We start from the raw sequence: 18,057 nt of genomic DNA, 5'->3' as shown, positions 1-18,057 counted from the left end.
ACGGACTACTCTGATTAAGAGTAATAACCAACTTTAAAGGAGGTACCGTTGTGAATATCAACGCAACATTAATCGGCCAGACCATTGCATTTATCATCTTCGTATGGTTTTGCATGAAATTCGTATGGCCGCCGATCATCAAGGCTATTGAAGAACGTCAGAGTTCTATTGCCAATGCGCTGGCTTCTGCCGAAGCGGCAAGAAAAGAGCAGGCGGATACGCAAATACTGGCCGAACAGGAAATTAATAAAGCCAAGGTTCAGGCTCAGGAAATTCTGGACTTAGCCAATAAACGGCGCAATGAAATTCTGGACGAAGTAAAAGCCGAGGCGGAAGCCGCTAAAGCAAAAATTATCGAACAGGGTTATGCTGAGATCGAAGCCGAGCGTAAACGCGTACAAGAAGAATTACGGGTTAAAGTGGCATCGCTTGCCATCGCCGGGGCGGAGAAAATTGTGGGCCGTACAGTTGATGAAGCGGCTAACAATGACATTATTGATAAATTAGTTGCAGAACTATAAAAGGTCGGGCCTATGTCAGAATTAACTACCATAGCTCGCCCTTACGCCAAAGCGGCATTTGATTTTGCGCTGGAAAATGCTGCGGTGGAAAAATGGACGGAAATGTTGAATTTTGCCGCCGTTGTGGTTGATAACGAAAAAATTCGTAGTTTTTTAACCGGATCTTTTTCCGCACAGAAGATTGCCGACAGCTTTATTTCCGTCTGTGGCGAACAACTTGATCAATATGGGCAGAATTTTATTCGGTTAATGGCTGAAAATAAGCGTTTAACCGTTCTTCCCGCAGTTTTTCAGCAATTCTGCGCCTATGTGGAAGAACATAATGCGGTAACGGAAGTTCAGGTTATTTCAGCTCACCCCTTAAATGCCGTACAAGAACAAAAAATTGCAGTCGCAATGGAAAAAAGACTGGCCCGTAAAATTAAATTAAATTGCAGTACGGATAGTTCGCTAATTGCGGGCGTTATTATTCGTACCGACGATTTCGTCATCGATGGCAGTAGTCGCGGACAATTAACCCGCCTGGCCAGCGAATTGCAATTATAAGAGGAAGAAAAAATGCAGCTAAATTCAACAGAAATTAGTGAATTGATTAAAAAACGCATTGCCCAGTTCGATGTGGTAAGCGAAGCGCGCAATACCGGGACAATAGTTTCAGTAAGCGACGGTATTATTCGTATTCACGGTTTAAGCGACGTGATGCAGGGGGAAATGATTGCCCTGCCGGGTAATCTGTACGCTATGGCGCTGAACCTTGAGCGCGATTCGGTGGGGGCCGTTGTTATGGGGCCTTATACCGATTTAGCCGAAGGTATGGAAGTTCAATGTACTGGACGTATTCTTGAAGTACCTGTAGGTCGCGGTTTGTTAGGTCGTGTGGTCAATACTTTGGGACAGCCGATTGACGGTAAAGGCGAAATCGAAAATGACGGTTTCTCGCCGGTTGAAGTGATTGCTCCGGGGGTTATTGAGCGTAAATCGGTTGATCAGCCTGTTCAGACCGGTTATAAGGCCGTTGACTCCATGGTGCCTATAGGTCGCGGTCAGCGCGAATTGATTATCGGCGACCGTCAAACAGGTAAAACCGCCTTGGCTATTGATGCGATTATTAATCAGCGTGATTCAGGCATTAAATGTATCTATGTGGCAATCGGTCAGAAAGCTTCCACCATTGCAAACGTGGTGCGTAAGCTGGAAGAACACGGCGCATTAAAAAATACCATTGTGGTCGTGGCCTCAGCTTCGGAATCCGCCGCATTACAGTATCTTGCCCCTTATGCCGGTTGTGCCATGGGCGAATACTTCCGTGATCGCGGAGAAGATGCTTTAATCGTTTATGACGATTTATCCAAACAGGCTGTTGCTTATCGTCAAATTTCCTTGTTATTACGTCGTCCGCCGGGCCGCGAAGCCTTCCCGGGAGACGTATTCTATCTTCACTCCCGTTTATTGGAGCGGGCTTCAAGAGTAAATGAAGAATACGTAGAAAACTTCACTAAAGGTGAAGTGAAAGGAAAAACCGGTTCTTTAACCGCTCTTCCTATTATTGAAACGCAGGCCGGGGATGTTTCCGCATTCGTACCTACCAACGTTATTTCTATTACCGACGGTCAGATTTTCCTTGAATCCAACTTATTCAACGCCGGTGTCCGCCCTGCGGTTAACCCGGGGATTTCGGTATCCCGTGTAGGTGGTGCGGCGCAGACTAAAGTGATTAAAAAATTAGCCGGCGGTATCCGTACCGCACTTGCTCAGTACCGTGAACTGGCGGCTTTTGCCCAGTTTGCCTCCGATCTTGACGATGCGACGCGTAAGCAATTATCCCACGGTGAAAAAGTTACCGAGTTGCTGAAACAGAAACAATATTCGCCGCTAAGTGTTGCGGATCAGGCGATTCTGTTATTTGCAGTGGAATTCGGTTATCTGGAAGAAGTGGCGCTAAATAAAATTGCGGATTTTGAGACCGCACTTTTAGATTATGCCAACCGTAATAATGCCGAGTTTATGCAGGAATTAACCAAAACCGGAAATTACAACGATGAAATTAAGGATTCGTTGAAAGGTATTTTGGATAGTTTTAAAGCTAACAGTACGTGGTAGTAACGGAAACGGAGAAATAACATGGCAGGTGCAAAAGAAATAAAGGCCAAAATTGCCAGCGTACAGAGTACGCAGAAAATAACCAAGGCAATGGAAATGGTTGCCACCTCGAAAATGCGTAAAACGCAGGATCGAATGGCTTCTTCTCGCCCCTATTCTGAAACTATTCGTCATGTTATCAGCCACGTGTCTAAAGCCAGTGTCGGTTATAAGCATCCTTTTTTAATCGAACGCGAGATTAAAAAAGTAGGTATTCTGGTTGTTTCCACTGATCGCGGTATGTGCGGCGGTTTAAATATTAATTTGTTTAAAACCGTGATGACCGAGATCAGAGCATGGCAGGAAAAAGGCGTCAGCGTTGAGCTGGCTGTTATAGGTTCGAAAGCTATTGCCTTTTTCCGCTCGTTGGGATTAAAAATCAGAGCGCAGCATTCCGGCATCGGCGATAATCCGTCGGTGGAAGAGCTGATCGGGGTGGCAAACGGTATGTTTGACGTTTATAAAAACGGCGAGTTGGATGCTATTCATATCGCCTATAATAAATTTATTAATACCATGTCGCAGAAACCCGTATTCACTCAGCTTGTTCCGCTGCCAGAATTAGAAAGCGATAATTTAGGCGAAAGAAAGCAGGTTTGGGATTATATCTATGAACCGGATCCGAAAGCGCTGTTAGACAGCTTACTGGTTCGTTATTTAGAATCTCAGGTTTATCAGTCGGTGGTTGATAATTTAGCTTCAGAGCAGGCGGCTCGAATGGTAGCGATGAAAGCAGCAACGGATAACGCAGGGAATTTAATCAATGATCTGCAGTTGGTGTATAACAAAGCCCGTCAAGCAAGTATTACAAATGAATTAAATGAAATTGTTGCCGGAGCGGCGGCGATTTAACCAAATTAGAGGAACGGTAATGGCAGCAGGAAAAATTGTACAGATCATCGGTGCGGTGATTGATGTTGAATTCCCACAAGATGCGGTACCAAAAGTTTATGATGCATTAAAAGTAGAATCGGGTTTAACTCTAGAAGTGCAGCAGCAGTTAGGCGGCGGTGTGGTTCGCTGTATCGCAATGGGTACTTCGGACGGATTGAAACGCGGTCTGAGCGTAACTAATACGGGAAAACCTATTTCGATTCCGGTCGGAACCAAAACCCTGGGCCGTATTATGAACGTACTGGGCGAGCCTATTGACGAACAGGGGCCGATAGGTGCGGAAGAAGAATGGGAAATTCATCGTGCGGCGCCGAGTTATGAAGATCAGTCCAACAGTACCGAATTATTGGAAACCGGGATTAAGGTTATCGACTTAATTTGTCCGTTTGCCAAAGGGGGTAAGGTTGGTTTGTTCGGTGGTGCCGGGGTTGGTAAAACCGTTAATATGATGGAGTTAATCCGTAATATTGCTATCGAACACTCAGGTTATTCCGTATTTGCCGGGGTAGGCGAACGTACCCGTGAAGGTAACGACTTCTATCATGAAATGACGGAATCCAACGTACTGGATAAAGTATCTCTGGTGTACGGTCAGATGAACGAGCCGCCGGGTAACCGTCTGCGCGTGGCTTTAACCGGTCTGACCATGGCGGAAAAATTCCGTGATGAAGGGCGCGACGTATTATTCTTCGTGGATAATATTTACCGTTACACCCTCGCCGGTACCGAAGTATCCGCCTTATTGGGTCGTATGCCTTCTGCGGTAGGTTATCAGCCGACTTTGGCGGAAGAAATGGGGGTATTGCAGGAACGTATCACCTCTACTAAAACCGGTTCCATTACCTCCGTTCAGGCGGTTTACGTACCGGCCGATGACTTAACCGACCCTTCACCGGCAACCACCTTTGCCCACTTGGACTCTACCGTGGTATTAAGCCGTCAGATCGCTTCCTTGGGGATCTATCCTGCGGTTGATCCTTTGGATTCCACTTCCCGCCAGCTGGATCCGTTGGTTGTAGGTCAGGAACATTATGATGTGGCGCGCGGGGTACAGGGTATTCTGCAACGTTATAAAGAATTGAAAGATATTATCGCCATTTTGGGTATGGACGAATTATCCGAAGAAGATAAATTGGTGGTGGCGCGTGCGCGTAAAATCGAACGTTTCTTATCACAGCCGTTCTTCGTGGCCGAAGTGTTCACCGGCTCTCCGGGTAAATACGTATCATTAAAAGATACGATTCGCGGTTTCAAAGGTATCTTAGACGGCGAATACGACCATATTCCGGAACAGGCGTTTTATATGGTAGGTTCAATCGAAGAAGTGCTAGAAAAAGCCAAAAATATGTAATCGCTTCAAGACTGATTAACAGAAGACTTGAAGGAGAAAATTATGGCAACATTCAACTTAACTATCGTAAGCGCGGAACAGAAAATCTTTTCCGGTGTGGTTAAAAGTATTCAGGCGACGGGAACTGAAGGCGAGCTGGGTATCTTACCCGGCCATACGCCGCTGTTAACCGGGATTAAACCCGGAATCGTCAAAATTACTTTGGAAAACGACAATGAAGAGGTTATCTATGTTTCCGGCGGCTTCCTGGAAGTTCAGCCGAATATAGTTACGGTTCTGGCTGATGTGGCGATTCGCGGTTCAGAGTTGGATCAGAATCGCATTCTGGAAGCGAAACGGAAGGCCGAAGAGAATATCGTATCTCATCATGCGGATGCCGATCTCGATGTTTTAACAGCAAAACTGTCCAAAGAATTGGCCAAACTGCGTGCTTACGAATTAACCGAAAAACTGGTAAAAAGCAAACGGTAATTGAACCTAATCGGATTATAAAAACCACCTTCGGGTGGTTTTTTTATCTTGGTTTTTCATGGCGGATTATGCTTTAATTAAATGCTCCCGATTTTAATTTATGAGGCCTAATATGACAGCATATAAAGCCGTATTCAGCGATATCGACGGTACCTTACTGAACAGCAAGCATGTTATCAGCCCCGATACCTTGCAGGCGGTACGTCGAATCATCCGCGCGGGCATCCCCTTTATTCCGGTTTCCGCCCGTCCGCCCTATGCCATTACAGCTTATACCGATCAGCTTGATAGTCAACAGGCCATTATCTGCTACAGCGGCGCCCTGATTCTGGATAAAAATCTAACCGCACTTTACAGCGTTACCTTATCAGGTACGGATCTGCAACGACTGGACAAGCTGCTTGGGGAATTTAATCATCTATCCGTAAACCACTACTCAGGTACCCATTGGTTCAGTAACGATTTAAATAACCCATGGTGTTTACAGGAAAGTGAAATCACCAAACTGAAAGCCGCAGCCAAACCGGCGGATTTAATCGATGTACATAAAATACTGGTAATGGGGCCGGCGCAGGACATTCGGAAACTGGAGATTTTACTGAAGCAAAATTTACCTCATTTGAGTATTCATCGCTCAAAAAACGAATATTTGGAAATTATGAATAAAGCCGCAACAAAAGCGAAAGCCATAGATTTTATCCTGCACAGCTTGAATATCAGTGCGGATGAAATCATTGCTTTCGGGGATAATTTTAATGATGCGGATATGTTGCAATATGCCGGACACAGCGTAGCCATGGGCAATGCGCCGGAAGAAATAAAAAATATGGCGACGGAAATCACTGCAACCAATGATGAAGACGGTATTGCACAGGTATTAAATAGAATTTTTGTGTAGATAAAAAAGCGGCGGAAAATATTCTGCTATTTTCCACCGCTCTTTTTGTTGTTTTATGGCAGCAACTAATGGATTACATATTTGCCACAATATCTCGGGCAAATTCTGAAGTAGAACGCAGCTTTGCCTCTGCAAGCATTTCGGCAAAATCGAAGGTTACGGTTTTATCGGCAATGGTTTTTTCCACCGCTTTTACTACCAGATCGGCGGCTTCCGTCCAGCCTAAATGGCGCAACATCATTTCCCCGCTTAAAATTAATGACCCCGGATTTCCCTTATTCTGACCGGCTATTTTCGGCGCTGTGCCGTGAGTAGCTTCAAAAATAGCGGCTTCCGCTCCGATATTGGCGCCGGGGGCAATACCTATACCGCCCACCTGTGCCGCCAGCGCATCGGAAATATAGTCGCCGTTCAAATTCAGGGTGGCGATAACATCATAGTCGCTCGGGTGCAATAGTATTTCCTGCAGGAAAGCATCGGCGATACAATCTTTAATAATAATTTCTTTGCCGCTGTTCGGATTTTTCAATTTCATCCAAGGGCCTTGTTCAATAAGCTCCGCACCGAATTCCTTGGCCACTTCGTATCCCCATTGCTTAAAGGCGCCCTCGGTAAATTTCATAATATTGCCTTTATGTACCAGGGTTAGAGAACGGCGATCATTGTCCAACGCATATTGCAGTGCGGCGCGAACCAGACGCTGAGTACCCGCTTTGGATACGGGTTTTATACCGATCCCGCAGTCTTGGCTAAAGCGAATTTTGGTAACTCCCATTTCCTGCTGCAGGAAACGGATAACCTTATCCGCTTCTGCCGAACCCGCTTTCCATTCTACGCCGGCATAAATATCTTCCGAGTTTTCCCGGAAAATTACCATATCGATTTTTTCCGGATATTTAACCGGGCTTGGAGTACCCTGGTAATAACGAATCGGACGCAGGCAGTTATATAAATCCAATCCCTGGCGCATGGCCACATTTAGCGAACGGATACCGCCGCCCACCGGCGTCATCAGCGGCCCTTTGATGGCAACATGATATTCTCGGATTAAATCTAGGGTTTCTTGCGGTAACCAGGTGTTTTCAGCGTATTTTTTATTGGCTTTTTCACCGGCATAAATTTCCATCCAGCTAATCCGACGGCGCCCGCCATAGGCTTTTTCTACCGCCGCATCAATAACCTCTTGCATGGCCGGGGTTACGTCAACGCCGATACCATCTCCTTCGATAAAGGGAATAATCGGATTATCCGGTACCTTTAGGCCGCCTTCGGGGTTGAGGGTAATTTTTTCACCTTGCGGAATAATGACCTGTGATTGCATATTTTTTCCTTTATAACTGTTGTGTTAGTATAGGCGGGAGCGCCTGATATTCGGTCTTGCCGACAAACCGGCATCGGGCCGGATTTAATTCATTGCCGTAAAGCAAAAATATATGAACTCTCGTTTCGTTTCAAGCCGCAAAAATCAAAATAAATCCAATCCCGCGCAAAGAGCGGTATTTGGCACTAAAAAAAAGCGCATCGGCGCAAAACCGCATAAGCCGGATTTTTCTCATACTCAAGTCATTTTATTTAATAAACCTTTTGATGTGTTGACGCAGTTTAGCGATCAACAGGGGCGTTCAACCTTAAAAGACTTTATTCCCGTAACCGGTGTTTATGCGGCGGGACGCTTGGATCGGGACAGCGAAGGCCTATTGTTATTGACCAATAACGGAGAAATTCAACACCGTTTGAGCCAACCCGAGTTTAAAACCGAAAAAACCTATTGGGTTCAAGTAGAGGGCGTACCGGACCAACAGGCGCTGGATTTACTGCGGCGCGGCCTGGTATTAAACGATGGTATTACGCGCCCGGCTAAGGTTCGTCTGATAGCCGAACCTGAAGGATTGTGGGCGCGTCATCCGCCGATTCGCGAGCGAAAATCGATTCCCGTCAGTTGGCTGGAAATAACCATTAGCGAGGGTAGAAACCGGCAGGTTCGCCGAATGACCGCCCATATAGGTTTTCCTACCTTGCGTCTTATCCGTTATCGGATTGCGGAATTAAGTCTGGATAATTTAGCCAGCGGCGAATACCGAAGTTTAACGGAAAGGGAGCTTGCCCTGCTTTATCAACGATTAAAAATAAGGAGAAGCTGATGCATAAGCCGCATATTACCATGGCCTGTGTGGTTCATTGTAAAGACAAGTTTTTATTTGTGGAAGAAATTGAATATGGTAAACGTACCCTAAATCAGCCTGCCGGCCATCTGGAAAAAGACGAAACCCTGCTGCAGGGCGCGGCGCGGGAATTATATGAAGAAACGGGTATTCGCGCCGAGATGCAGAAACTGGTTAAAATTTATCAGTGGCACGCACCGCGCAGCGGAAAAGATTATCTGCGTTTCGTTTTTGCCCTTGAACTGGAACGACAAATAGCTCCCCAACCTCAGGATAGGGATATTACCCGCGCATTATGGTTAAGTCTGCCGGAGTTTGAACAATATATTCGGCAGGAAGGTCAATGTGCGCGAAATCCCTTGGTGATTCAGGCAATACAGGATTATTTAAGCGGCGAATCTCATCCACTTTCGCTGTTAAGAGCATTTGATTAAAACAAAACCCGAAGTCAGGCTTCGGGTTTTTTTATGCTTAACGGAAAGATTGGTTCAGCGGAACTTCGGCATCCGGTTCTTTACTGATTCGGTTGCGCAGATCACGGCGGATAATTTCAATTGTCCAGAACCAGAAAACATGGCCGACCAATTCGGAAATATGTTCATACCAAGGCCATTCCGATACGGGCGGAGTTAAACCGAGAGCCGGGAAGGAAATATAATGTACGCAGATATTAGCGATTAAACCCGCACCAATACCTTGCCAGAATTTAATTTTAGGGAAACGTTCCGCCACAACACAGTAACCGATGGCAAATACCAGAGAGAAGGTAATATGGGTTACGCCAATCCAGTTAAAACCCTGATCGGCAAAGGTGAATGCAGCTTGGGTCGGATCGATGCCGAGATAATCACGCAGAAAAACATGCGGCGGATTGAGGAAAGCACGGGAACAAACTTCTAAGGCCTGAGAATGATCTTTACAGGCGGCGCTGAATAAATCCAAGGGACTGCGCGGCGGGAAAGGATGTTCCGCTCCCCATTTCACGAAAGCTGAAATAAGGCCGGCGATAATACCGACAAAAACAGCCAGACCGTAGCGACGGCGGCTTGGTTCGGTTTGAGTAAAAATACCTGACATAATGATCTCCGAAAAATATAAAAAATAAAACTGCCCGCTTTACCTCGCCGAGGGTATGAGGGCGTAAGTAATTTACGGACAATTCCCGCCTTACCTAACCAGAGGTATAGATAAAGCGGGTAGATTTTTCAGCAATAGTCAAAAATAGTCAAGTTTTTTTATTTTAGGTTGGGCGCCCGCTCCAGCTATTTATTGCGCCGGCATATCCGGCGGGCGTATTTTCTAAGATTCGAAAATATCTCCGTCGCGTAAGGTATGCATATTGCCTTTACGGCGTAAAAAACCGCAGCGGTCGAAGTATTCGATTAACTGTACGGTTAATTTACGTCCGAATTGTAATTCGTCGCGCAGCTGATTTACCGAAACATAACCTTGCTCTTCAATGATTTTCTTAATTAATGCGGCATAAGCGTAGATAGTTTCCGTAAGGAAAAAGCGGTCTTTTACAATGGGAATTAAATAGCCGAGTTTTCCCGCTTTATATAGAAAATTGCGCATTAGCGCTTCTTCCTTGCCCAAAAGCGCAGCTAAATCCCGTACCCATAAGGCGCCCTTATTCTGTTTGTTAAACTCTTCCGTTACCTGTTGCCATAAAATCAGTTCCTGTTCGGAAAAATGGATTCTGTGTTCGGGTAAATGCAGCCAGCCGCGGGTTTGCTGTAGTTTGCCCTGTTCAAGTAATAAATCGATAAAATGATAAATCAGTTTTTCCGGCTGATTAACGGCGGCAATACGGTATAGGCGCGCTTTACCCAGACCGAGCTGATCCTGATGCTGCATATGATAGTTTTCCAGCGCCGCTAGAATCGCCTGATTTTGTTTGTGCTGATAATCCGCGTTAAAGCACCATTCCTGATAACAAACTTCCCGGTTTTGTTGCAGAATCTCCCGCAGTTGGTTTTCCTTCAGCTGCTCCGTCCATAACAGGGTTTGAATGCTTACCGCTTTGGATTGCAAATAAAGGCTGATTCGTTCGCGTTGATCGGCATATTGTAATTTCTGTAACAAATCCAGACGCTCTTCACTGCGTTTGTGCCGTTTCTGCGAATTTATTTCAATAACTTTGGCTCCGCCGATAACCTGTTTTGCATCGGCGCTGCGCAGAATCAATTTATCGCCGTACACTAAAAACAGAGGCTTATCCAAGATTAATTCCGCCACCGCCTGCTGACCGGCGGTAAGGGTTTTTACGTTTAACAGCGAGAGTTTACCTGTCGTCCGTGCGGCAGCATGGTAAATATGCACGGGTTGATTTTCGTTCAGCTCGGTTTCCGCGCTAATTCTGATACTGATACGCTCGGTAGGTGTCGACGGTTTTTGCGAGAACAGCCAGTCGCCGCGTTCTATAGAAATACGATCCAAATCCGCATTAATATTAAGCGCCAGGCGTTGACCCGCCGAACCATGGGTATTTTGTTGATTTTGCGCATGAATATTTTTTATCCGAACCTTTTCTCCGCCGGACAGATAAAGTTCATCTTCTATTTCTACGTTACCGCCGAAGGCTGTACCTGTAACCACGGTTCCGGCGCCTTTAATGGTGAATATGCGGTCGATGGCATAGCGGAAAGGTTTCGTTGAATCGGATAAATTCGGTAGCGCCGCCAAATAATCGCGTAATTCATCGATACCTTGCCCGCTTTTGGCGGAGGTAACAAAAATCGGAGCCTGAGCCAGATAAGGATCACTTTGGCGGATTATCTGTTTCAGCTGATCGATTTGTGCCGTATCCGCTCGATCCGCTTTGCTGATAACCGGAATAATTTGTTCGATTTGCAGCAGGCGCAGGATAGTTAAATGTTCTCTGGTCTGAGGCTGAAAACCTTCATCGGCGGCAATAATTAACATGGCATAATGAATTCCGCCCAGTCCCGCCAGCATATTGACCAAAAATTTTTCATGTCCGGGAACATCGATAAAACCCAGAATTTTATCCTGTAAAGGCAGATAGGCGTAGCCGAGATCAATGGTCATTCCACGCTGCTTTTCTTCCGGCAAATGTGCCGTATCCGTACCGGTCAGCGCCTGTAATAAAGCGGTTTTGCCATGATCCACATGGCCCGAAGTAACGATAATCATGCTATTCCTCTAATTCCGATAATGTATTCAATAAGGCTTCAATATCCGCCAGCGAACGTAAATCCAGCCATATTTTGTCCTGTTCGCACCTTGCGATAACCGGACTGGAAAGGGCTTTTAAACGGCTCAAAAGTGCGGTCAGTTTTCCGCGACTTTTTTCCGCCAGGGTAACGGATACGGAAGGAATTTTTGCCGTCGGCTGCGAACCGCTACCGATTTGAGCCGAACTTGGCTCGATTTGTAATACAAAATCTTCTTTCAGCAAAGGTTCCAGTTTTTGTTTTAGCCGCTGTGCCTGCTGTTGCAGCTGTTCGAGGGGCTGAGTTAACAAATGCAAGGTGGTGAGTTTTTCCGCCAGCTTTTCCGGTTGCAGATACAGGCGTAAGCTGGCTTCCAAGCCTGCCAGAATAACCTTATCGCAACGTAATACCCGTTTTAGCGGATGGGCCTGTAACTGTTCTATCAGGGCTTTTTTACCCACGATAATTCCGGCTTGCGGCCCGCCCAGCAGTTTATCGCCGGAAAATGAAATCAAGTCGACACCCTGGTTCAGTTTTTCCTGTAACCTAGGTTCTTTAGGTAAATTATATCGGGATAAATCGATTAAGGCTCCGCTGCCCAAATCACTGATTACCGGAATACCGAATTCCCGGCCCAATTCCACCAATTCATGTTCTGCTACCGCACTGGTAAAGCCGCAGATTTGATAATTACTGCTGTGAACCTTCATTAAAAATGCAGTATTTTCATTAATCGCCTGGCGATAATCTTTTACATGGGTACGGTTGGTGGTACCCACTTCCACCAGTTTACAGCCCGCTTGCGCCATAATGTCCGGAATACGGAATGCGCCGCCGATTTCAATCAGTTCGCCGCGCGAAATAATCACTTCCTTATCCTTGGCAAAGGTTGCCAACATCAGCAATACTGCCGCCGCATTATTATTAACGATACAGGCCGCTTCGGCGCCGGTAATATGTTGTAATAATTCGCTAATATAATTGTCCCTGTGGCTGCGTTTACCTATTTCAAGATCATATTCCAACGCCACATTCTGCGCCATTGCGGTTAAGGCCGCCTGTTGCGCCGCTCGAGGCCATAGGGCGCGACCGAGATTGGTGTGCAGTACGGTGCCGGTCAGATTATGTACCGATTTTATTTTGACCTGCTGCTGGCGGATCAAATTCTGCTCCAATTGCTGAAACAGGCTGTGGTTATGGTTGAAAAAAGTTGGCGCTTCGCCTTGCTTTTTTATTTCGCTGCGGGCCCGGCTCAGCATTTCGCGGCATTGAGTTACCACAGCGGAATGTCCGTATTTAAGGATAAGGCTCTCACCCTGCGGGGTTTTGATCAATTTATCGACAGAGGGTAATTGTTGGTAAAGTGCGGTCATTTTTATTCCTTTTTTCAGCGCTGATGGGGATAAATCATACTGTTTTTTACACCTGATTTCACCGATTATCCGTTTATGTCCCGATAATTTGGTTGAGTTCCGGAGGGAGAATTTTATTTTTTATTTGAACAATGGGCGGATTTAAGTTAAAGTTAAACGGTTTTCTTTTTGCGGAAAGTCGTCGTTTCCGGTGAAGCGGCAGGACTTCAAATCCTGTTAAGGTTGCCAGCAATCTTGGGTGAGTTCGACTCTCATGACTTTCCGCCAATTCCTTTTTAATCTCCTTCCTATATATTCTGCCAATAAATAGGGTTGCCGAAAACTTCTAAAAAATAATCCATCACCACTCGTATATTTAAGGATTTCTGACGGTTTTGCGGAGATAACATGGCGATATGCCGAGTTTCCGTTCGCGCCGTCATCTCATAATCTGCCAACACCCTGAGTAATCCACCGTTTTTTATGCCCTGATAAGCAATCCAGTCCGGTAACAGCGCCAGCCCCATATGATTTAAGACCGAGGTATAAAGGGCTTCCGCATTATTCGCAGTCATTGTCGGGGTAAACATATATTGCTGCCAGTGGGGGGCTTCGGTACTGCGATAAAACCAGCGATCGGCGCCGTATTTACCCTTGTAGGTGATGCAGCGATGCCCATTCAGATCCCTTACCTTAAGGGGAATTCCGTAATGCTGAAGATAATCGGGAGAAGCGACAAGATAATAATGCTGCTGAGCTAAAATACGTCCTCTTAATCCGCTGTCGGACAAATGCCCGATCCTAAAGGTAATATCCGTGGCTTCGGTAAAGGGATCGATAAATTCATCGCTTTGTTCCAGATGGATCTGTAATTTCGGATAACGCTGAATTAACCCGGCTAAATGCGGTGCAATATGAATATTGGCAAAGGCAATCGGCGCATTCAGACGAATCATTCCCGAGGGTTCCTGTTTTTGCGAAGACAGGGCCTGTTGGCTCTCCGTTAAGGTATCGCAGATGGATTTGGCATATTGGAAAAACAGATGGCCTGCCTGGGTAGCGACGATGGCACGGGTGTTACGATAAAAAAGCTGTTCCCCCAAGGCTTCTTCCAGTTGCTGAATAGCCCGGGAAACCTGCGAGGGAGAAGCATTTTCCTGTCTGGCGACAACGGAGAAACTTTGCGCCTGATACACGCTTATAAAAAATTTTAATGTTCGAATATCCAAATGATTTATTTTGTTCATTTAATCTATTTCAGCAAAAGTATTTTTCTTATTTAGTCATTTTTTGCAAAGTATAAATCTTTTAATATTCCCCCCGCAAATTTTGACTAGGGAAAACTATATGCAATTAATTTTAATTTTACTCGTCGTTCTGGGCGGGGCGGGTCTGTCGGTTGAAGCGGGGCTTCTCGGCCCCCTTGGCGAGCAGGTCGGTAAATTCTGGGCCACATTCAGTATTTTCGGGGTAGGTGCGGGGCTGACATTTTTGCTTATGCTATTTTTTGGCCCGCGTAAGGTTCCTTCGTTTTTCGAACAACCCTCTTGGACATTGCTCGGCGGATTATTGGGACCTATTTATGTGGTTATTTTAACGGTGATTACGCCGGTTATAGGTATTGCCTTAGCGATGATTGGGATTTTGGCCGGACAGGTATTAAAAAGCCTGATTATTGATCATTTTGCTTTATTCGGTGCGGAAAAACGTCCGATTGATAAATACCGCGTAATCGCTTTGATTTTTATCGCTATTGCTTTATTTTTTGTTGCAAGGGAGTCTTTATGATTTTAGTTATGATTCTGCTTTCCGTTTTAGGCGGAGCGACCTTAAGCGTTCAGGCGGCGATTAATGGAACCCTAGGTGCAAAGGTCGGTGTACTGCGTAGTGCGTTTTTGACCTTTTCTCTCGGTGCTTTGGTTTCTCTGTTATTGATCTTATACTTTGAACCGGCCCGTGAAATCACTTTGATGGATGTGCCTAAATGGCAGTTGCTGGGAGCCATGCTCGGCGTTCCTTATATTGTTATTATGGTCTTGGCGGTAGGTCGGATAGGAACGGCAATTGCTACGGTAGCGGTGATCTTCGGGCAACTTTGTATGTCGATGTTAATCGATCATTTCGGTTGGTTGCACAATGCGGCTATTCCGGTTTCCGCCAACAGGATTATTGCTATGCTGTGTCTTGGGCTCGCTTTATTCTTTATATACCGGGGAAGCAGAAGGAAAGTTAAAATTCAATCCGTAACATAATATTGGAGAACTTATTTACAAGCGGCCTTAATACCTAGGTATTAAGGCCGTTTTTTTGGGGAAGCGGGTTAAAACAGCTCCGGGGCCGGACTTAACCTATTTGAATTGTTACGAATATTTAAAAAATTTACATAAAAATAAATGAATGTGTAAAAAATGTGTAAAATATAGCGTCCGATGTTATCGGCATTTTATCGTTTTTTCATTTTATTTAGTTTGTTTTTTTGGGGTAGAGAATGTCTGTTGAGCATGGTGCGGTAGATCTGTTTCGTGTGGTTGTATTATTGGCATCGGCGATTATTGCGGTGCCGCTGTTTAAGCGTTTGGGAATGGGGTCCGTTTTGGGCTATTTGGCGGCAGGTTTAATTATCGGCCCTTTCGGTCTGGGGGTGTTCACCAGTTCGGAGGCGATTCTGCATGTGGCGGAATTCGGGGTGGTTATGTTCCTGTTTGTAATAGGGTTGGAAATGAAACCCTCTCATCTCTGGCAGTTACGCGGCCAGATTTTCGGTTTAGGTAGTTTGCAGGTGGTTTGTGCCACCGCATTGCTGACTTGCGTCGGGGTGGGTTACGGATTTTCATGGGGGGTGTCCTTTATTGCCGCTTCCGGTTTTACATTAACCTCCACCGCTATGGTTATGCAGATTTTGAGCGAACGGCATGAACTGGGGAAACCTAAGGGTCAGCGTATCGTATCCATTCTGTTATTTGAAGATTTGTTGTTGGTTCCGTTGCTGGCTACCGTTCAGTTTCTTGCGCCGGACGATATGAGTGCGGTTACGGATACTGTTTCCGTATGGCAGAAAGCCGGTATTGCGGCACTTTCCTTAGCGGCTCTGATTGCTGCCGGCGGTTTGCTTAATCCTTTATTCCGCCTGTTGGCCAAATCAAAGGCGCGTGAAATTATGACCGCTGCGACATTGTTGGTAGTGTTGGGTTCATCTTATTTAATGGAATTAGGCGGCTTGTCTATGGCGATGGGGGCTTTTTTGGCCGGGGTTTTGTTATCGGAGTCCAGTTTTCGTCATCAATTGGAAGCGGATATCGAACCTTTCCGCGGCTTGTTGCTAGGTCTATTCTTTCTGGCGGTGGGCATGAGCTTGGATCTCAATACCATTGCGGAAAACTGGCAGTTGATTCTGTCCGGTCTGGTTTTAATGCTAGCCTTTAAATCCATTGGTATTTATATTATCGCCCGCCTTGGTAAAGCCTCCCGTTATGTTGCGCTGCACCGTGCGATTTTGATGTCGCAGGGGGGGGAATTCGCCTTCGTATTACTTTCTGCAGCGGCGGCGCAACATGCTATCAGCGCTGAAGTTCAGTCTAATATGACGGCCGTCGTCGTTCTTTCCATGGTAACCACGCCTTTCGGAATGATGCTGTTTGACCGCTTTGTTAAAGCGCCGGCGCCGGATAGTAATTTGCAGAATGTGGAAAACGTGGAAGACATTGAAGGCGGATTGCGCGGTAATGTTTTGTTTATCGGTTTCGGTCGTGTGGGACAGGTAGCAAGCCAGGCGGCGCTGGCTTATGGTGCTAATATTTCTATTATTGAAAATAACACCCGAGCCATTCGTGAAATGAAAAATTACGGATTTAAGGCCTATTACGGCGACGGTTCGCGCCCGGAAGTGTTGCATGCCGCCGGCGCCGGACATGCCTCCTGTATCGTGGTATCTATTGATGATCGGGAGAAAGCCTTAAAAATCGTTGAGAACGTACATCATCATTATCCGAATACCAAGGTGCTTGTTCGTGCCTATGACCGTTATCACGCCCTGGAATTGGTAAAAGCGAATGCCAATGTGGTCATTAGAGAAACCTTCGAATCGGCTATGGCGCTGGGAGATGAAATCGTAAAATCGCTGGGGGCCAGTATGTCGGAAGTGGAAACCCTGCACGAGCAGGTTAAAAGCGCCGATCATGAGCGTTTTGCCTTGGAAATCGCCGGTAAGGAATTTGAAGGGCGCTCTTTGCTGTTAGGCAATATTGAGAAACATTAGGATTGCCAAATGGGGATAAGGGCGTTATGCCGGCATCTCCGGGGAAATCAAAGATCGATAAAAATCTCGGAAAAAAGTGCGGTAAAAAAACCGCACTTTTTTTATCCGCTATGTTTGGCAAACAGGTTGATCACCAGCACGCCGGCAATAATTAAACCTATACCTACAGCGCCGGCGGTATCAATTTTTTGCCCGAACAGAAAATAAGCCACCAGAGCGGTCAGCACAATGCCCACTCCCGACCATACGGCATATACGATGCCCACCGGCAGGGTACGGAATACGATGGAAACCAAATAAAAGGAAAGTCCGTACATTAACATTGAGAACAGGGTCGGCAAGGGTTTGGTAAAACCGTCGCTGAGCTTCAGCGCATTGGTAGCGATAATTTCCAATACGATGGAAAAGGCAAGCAGAATCCAGGGATTCATTTATACTCCTTAAGGATAATTCTTTAAATTGCAAAGGGAGGAATCAGAAAAATAATATGATGGCCCATACCAGGCCGCAGTTGACCAGGGCGATAAATACCGCGGCGGAGCCTTGATCCTTGGCGCGACCGGAAAGTTCGTGCCGTTCGGTACCTATGCGATCCACTACGCATTCCAGCGCACTGTTCAGCAATTCCGTGAGCAGAATCAGAAAATAAGACCCGATCATCAGAATCAATTCTATTTTCCCCGGTGCCAGCCAACAGGCCAACGGAATCAAAATAACCCCCAAGCCCAGTTCGTGGCGAAACGCGGTTTCGTTTTTCACCGCGCTTTTTAACCCTTGCAGCGAATATTTGGTTGAATTGATTAAATGCGTTAATCCGGTGGTTTTATACACGTTAGGT

The 18,057-nt window shown here is 46.0% G+C and carries 19 protein-coding genes and 1 tRNA gene; 13 read left to right on the top strand and 7 right to left on the bottom strand.

All coding sequences use genetic code 11. The annotated features are described in order from the left end of the window. Window positions 1-50 precede the first annotated feature (50 nt). The 7 genes from atpF (at window position 51) to EDC45_RS06720 (ending at window position 6,274) form a co-directional block, all read left to right on the top strand. Window positions 51-521 (top strand): F0F1 ATP synthase subunit B, encoded by a 471-nt coding sequence (atpF, locus tag EDC45_RS06750; protein WP_133544777.1) that lies wholly within the window; start codon window positions 51-53, stop codon window positions 519-521. Between the two features lie 12 nt (window positions 522-533). Further along, entirely contained in the window at window positions 534-1,067 is a 534-nt protein-coding gene (atpH, locus tag EDC45_RS06745; RefSeq protein ID WP_133544775.1) for a F0F1 ATP synthase subunit delta, read from the top strand. Window positions 1,068-1,079: 12 nt separating this feature from the next. Further along, a complete protein-coding gene (atpA, locus tag EDC45_RS06740; protein ID WP_133544773.1) occupies window positions 1,080-2,621 on the top strand; it encodes a F0F1 ATP synthase subunit alpha in 1,542 nt (513 codons plus the stop codon). A 21-nt stretch (window positions 2,622-2,642) separates the two neighbouring features. Then, on the top strand, window positions 2,643-3,512 hold the full coding sequence (gene atpG, locus EDC45_RS06735) for a F0F1 ATP synthase subunit gamma (RefSeq protein ID WP_133544771.1): 870 nt from the start codon (window positions 2,643-2,645) through the stop codon (window positions 3,510-3,512). A gap of 19 nt (window positions 3,513-3,531) precedes the next feature. Beyond that, a complete protein-coding gene (gene atpD, locus EDC45_RS06730) occupies window positions 3,532-4,905 on the top strand; it encodes a F0F1 ATP synthase subunit beta (protein ID WP_133544769.1) in 1,374 nt (457 codons plus the stop codon). Between the two features lie 42 nt (window positions 4,906-4,947). Beyond that, on the top strand, window positions 4,948-5,376 hold the full coding sequence (locus EDC45_RS06725) for a F0F1 ATP synthase subunit epsilon (RefSeq protein ID WP_133544767.1): 429 nt from the start codon (window positions 4,948-4,950) through the stop codon (window positions 5,374-5,376). A gap of 112 nt (window positions 5,377-5,488) precedes the next feature. Then, the gene (locus EDC45_RS06720) at window positions 5,489-6,274 is read left to right on the top strand and encodes a Cof-type HAD-IIB family hydrolase (protein WP_243728774.1); all 786 of its coding nucleotides are present in this window, start codon (window positions 5,489-5,491) and stop codon (window positions 6,272-6,274) included. Between the two features lie 73 nt (window positions 6,275-6,347). On the opposite strand, the gene icd is transcribed toward EDC45_RS06720, so the two are convergent. Continuing rightward, the gene (gene icd / locus EDC45_RS06715; RefSeq protein ID WP_133544763.1) at window positions 6,348-7,595 is read right to left on the bottom strand and encodes an NADP-dependent isocitrate dehydrogenase; all 1,248 of its coding nucleotides are present in this window, start codon (window positions 7,593-7,595) and stop codon (window positions 6,348-6,350) included. Between the two features lie 112 nt (window positions 7,596-7,707). Between icd and rluE the strand changes: the two genes are divergently transcribed. Together rluE and EDC45_RS06705 are read left to right on the top strand one after the other, a co-directional pair. Next, window positions 7,708-8,415: a 23S rRNA pseudouridine(2457) synthase RluE gene (rluE, locus tag EDC45_RS06710; RefSeq protein ID WP_133544761.1), complete on the top strand. Its 708-nt coding sequence runs from the start codon at window positions 7,708-7,710 to the stop codon at window positions 8,413-8,415. Then, window positions 8,415-8,870, top strand: a complete 456-nt coding sequence (locus EDC45_RS06705; protein WP_133544759.1) for an NUDIX hydrolase — start codon at window positions 8,415-8,417, stop codon at window positions 8,868-8,870. Before rluE ends, EDC45_RS06705 begins: the two co-directional genes overlap by 1 nt. Window positions 8,871-8,907: 37 nt before the next feature. Here the strand turns inward: EDC45_RS06705 and EDC45_RS06700 are convergent, their stop codons facing one another. The 3 genes from EDC45_RS06700 to selA all read right to left on the bottom strand — a co-directional run bounded on the left by EDC45_RS06700 (window position 8,908) and on the right by selA (window position 12,985). Further along, on the bottom strand, window positions 8,908-9,513 hold the full coding sequence (locus EDC45_RS06700; RefSeq protein WP_133544757.1) for a YagU family protein: 606 nt from the start codon (window positions 9,511-9,513) through the stop codon (window positions 8,908-8,910). Window positions 9,514-9,735: 222 nt separating this feature from the next. Beyond that, window positions 9,736-11,592, bottom strand: a complete 1,857-nt coding sequence (gene selB, locus EDC45_RS06695; protein ID WP_133544755.1) for a selenocysteine-specific translation elongation factor — start codon at window positions 11,590-11,592, stop codon at window positions 9,736-9,738. 1 nt (window position 11,593) lies between these two features. Next, complete coding sequence (selA, locus tag EDC45_RS06690) at window positions 11,594-12,985, bottom strand: L-seryl-tRNA(Sec) selenium transferase (RefSeq protein ID WP_133544753.1); 1,392 nt, start codon at window positions 12,983-12,985, stop codon at window positions 11,594-11,596. Window positions 12,986-13,157: 172 nt separating this feature from the next. Here selA and EDC45_RS10340 point away from each other — a divergent pair. Further along, window positions 13,158-13,252 (top strand) — tRNA-Sec (locus EDC45_RS10340). Window positions 13,253-13,272: 20 nt separating this feature from the next. Here EDC45_RS10340 and EDC45_RS06685 read toward each other — a convergent pair. Next, window positions 13,273-14,211 (bottom strand): LysR family transcriptional regulator, encoded by a 939-nt coding sequence (locus tag EDC45_RS06685; protein WP_133544751.1) that lies wholly within the window; start codon window positions 14,209-14,211, stop codon window positions 13,273-13,275. Between the two features lie 100 nt (window positions 14,212-14,311). On the opposite strand from EDC45_RS06685, the gene EDC45_RS06680 reads away from it, so the two are divergent. From EDC45_RS06680 to EDC45_RS06670, 3 genes are all read left to right on the top strand, one after another. Continuing rightward, complete coding sequence (locus tag EDC45_RS06680) at window positions 14,312-14,752, top strand: DMT family transporter (protein WP_133544749.1); 441 nt, start codon at window positions 14,312-14,314, stop codon at window positions 14,750-14,752. Beyond that, window positions 14,749-15,216 carry a DMT family transporter gene (locus EDC45_RS06675; protein ID WP_133544747.1) on the top strand — a complete coding sequence of 156 codons (468 nt, stop codon included), beginning with the start codon at window positions 14,749-14,751 and terminating at the stop codon, window positions 15,214-15,216. The genes EDC45_RS06680 and EDC45_RS06675 overlap by 4 nt, the downstream gene beginning before the upstream one ends. Before the next feature lie 236 nt (window positions 15,217-15,452). Beyond that, window positions 15,453-17,219 carry a monovalent cation:proton antiporter-2 (CPA2) family protein gene (locus EDC45_RS06670; RefSeq protein WP_133544745.1) on the top strand — a complete coding sequence of 589 codons (1,767 nt, stop codon included), beginning with the start codon at window positions 15,453-15,455 and terminating at the stop codon, window positions 17,217-17,219. A gap of 101 nt (window positions 17,220-17,320) precedes the next feature. On the opposite strand, the gene EDC45_RS06665 is transcribed toward EDC45_RS06670, so the two are convergent. Both EDC45_RS06665 and EDC45_RS06660 read right to left on the bottom strand, forming a co-directional pair. After that, the gene (locus EDC45_RS06665) at window positions 17,321-17,650 is read right to left on the bottom strand and encodes a DMT family transporter (protein WP_133544743.1); all 330 of its coding nucleotides are present in this window, start codon (window positions 17,648-17,650) and stop codon (window positions 17,321-17,323) included. Between the two features lie 43 nt (window positions 17,651-17,693). Beyond that, on the bottom strand, window positions 17,694-18,050 hold the full coding sequence (locus EDC45_RS06660) for a diacylglycerol kinase (protein WP_133544741.1): 357 nt from the start codon (window positions 18,048-18,050) through the stop codon (window positions 17,694-17,696). Window positions 18,051-18,057: the final 7 nt, after the last annotated feature.

The organism is Mesocricetibacter intestinalis, assembly GCF_004363295.1.
Classification (GTDB): Bacteria; Pseudomonadota; Gammaproteobacteria; order Enterobacterales; family Pasteurellaceae; genus Mesocricetibacter; species Mesocricetibacter intestinalis.
This window is presented reverse-complemented; position numbering and strand designations above follow the sequence as displayed.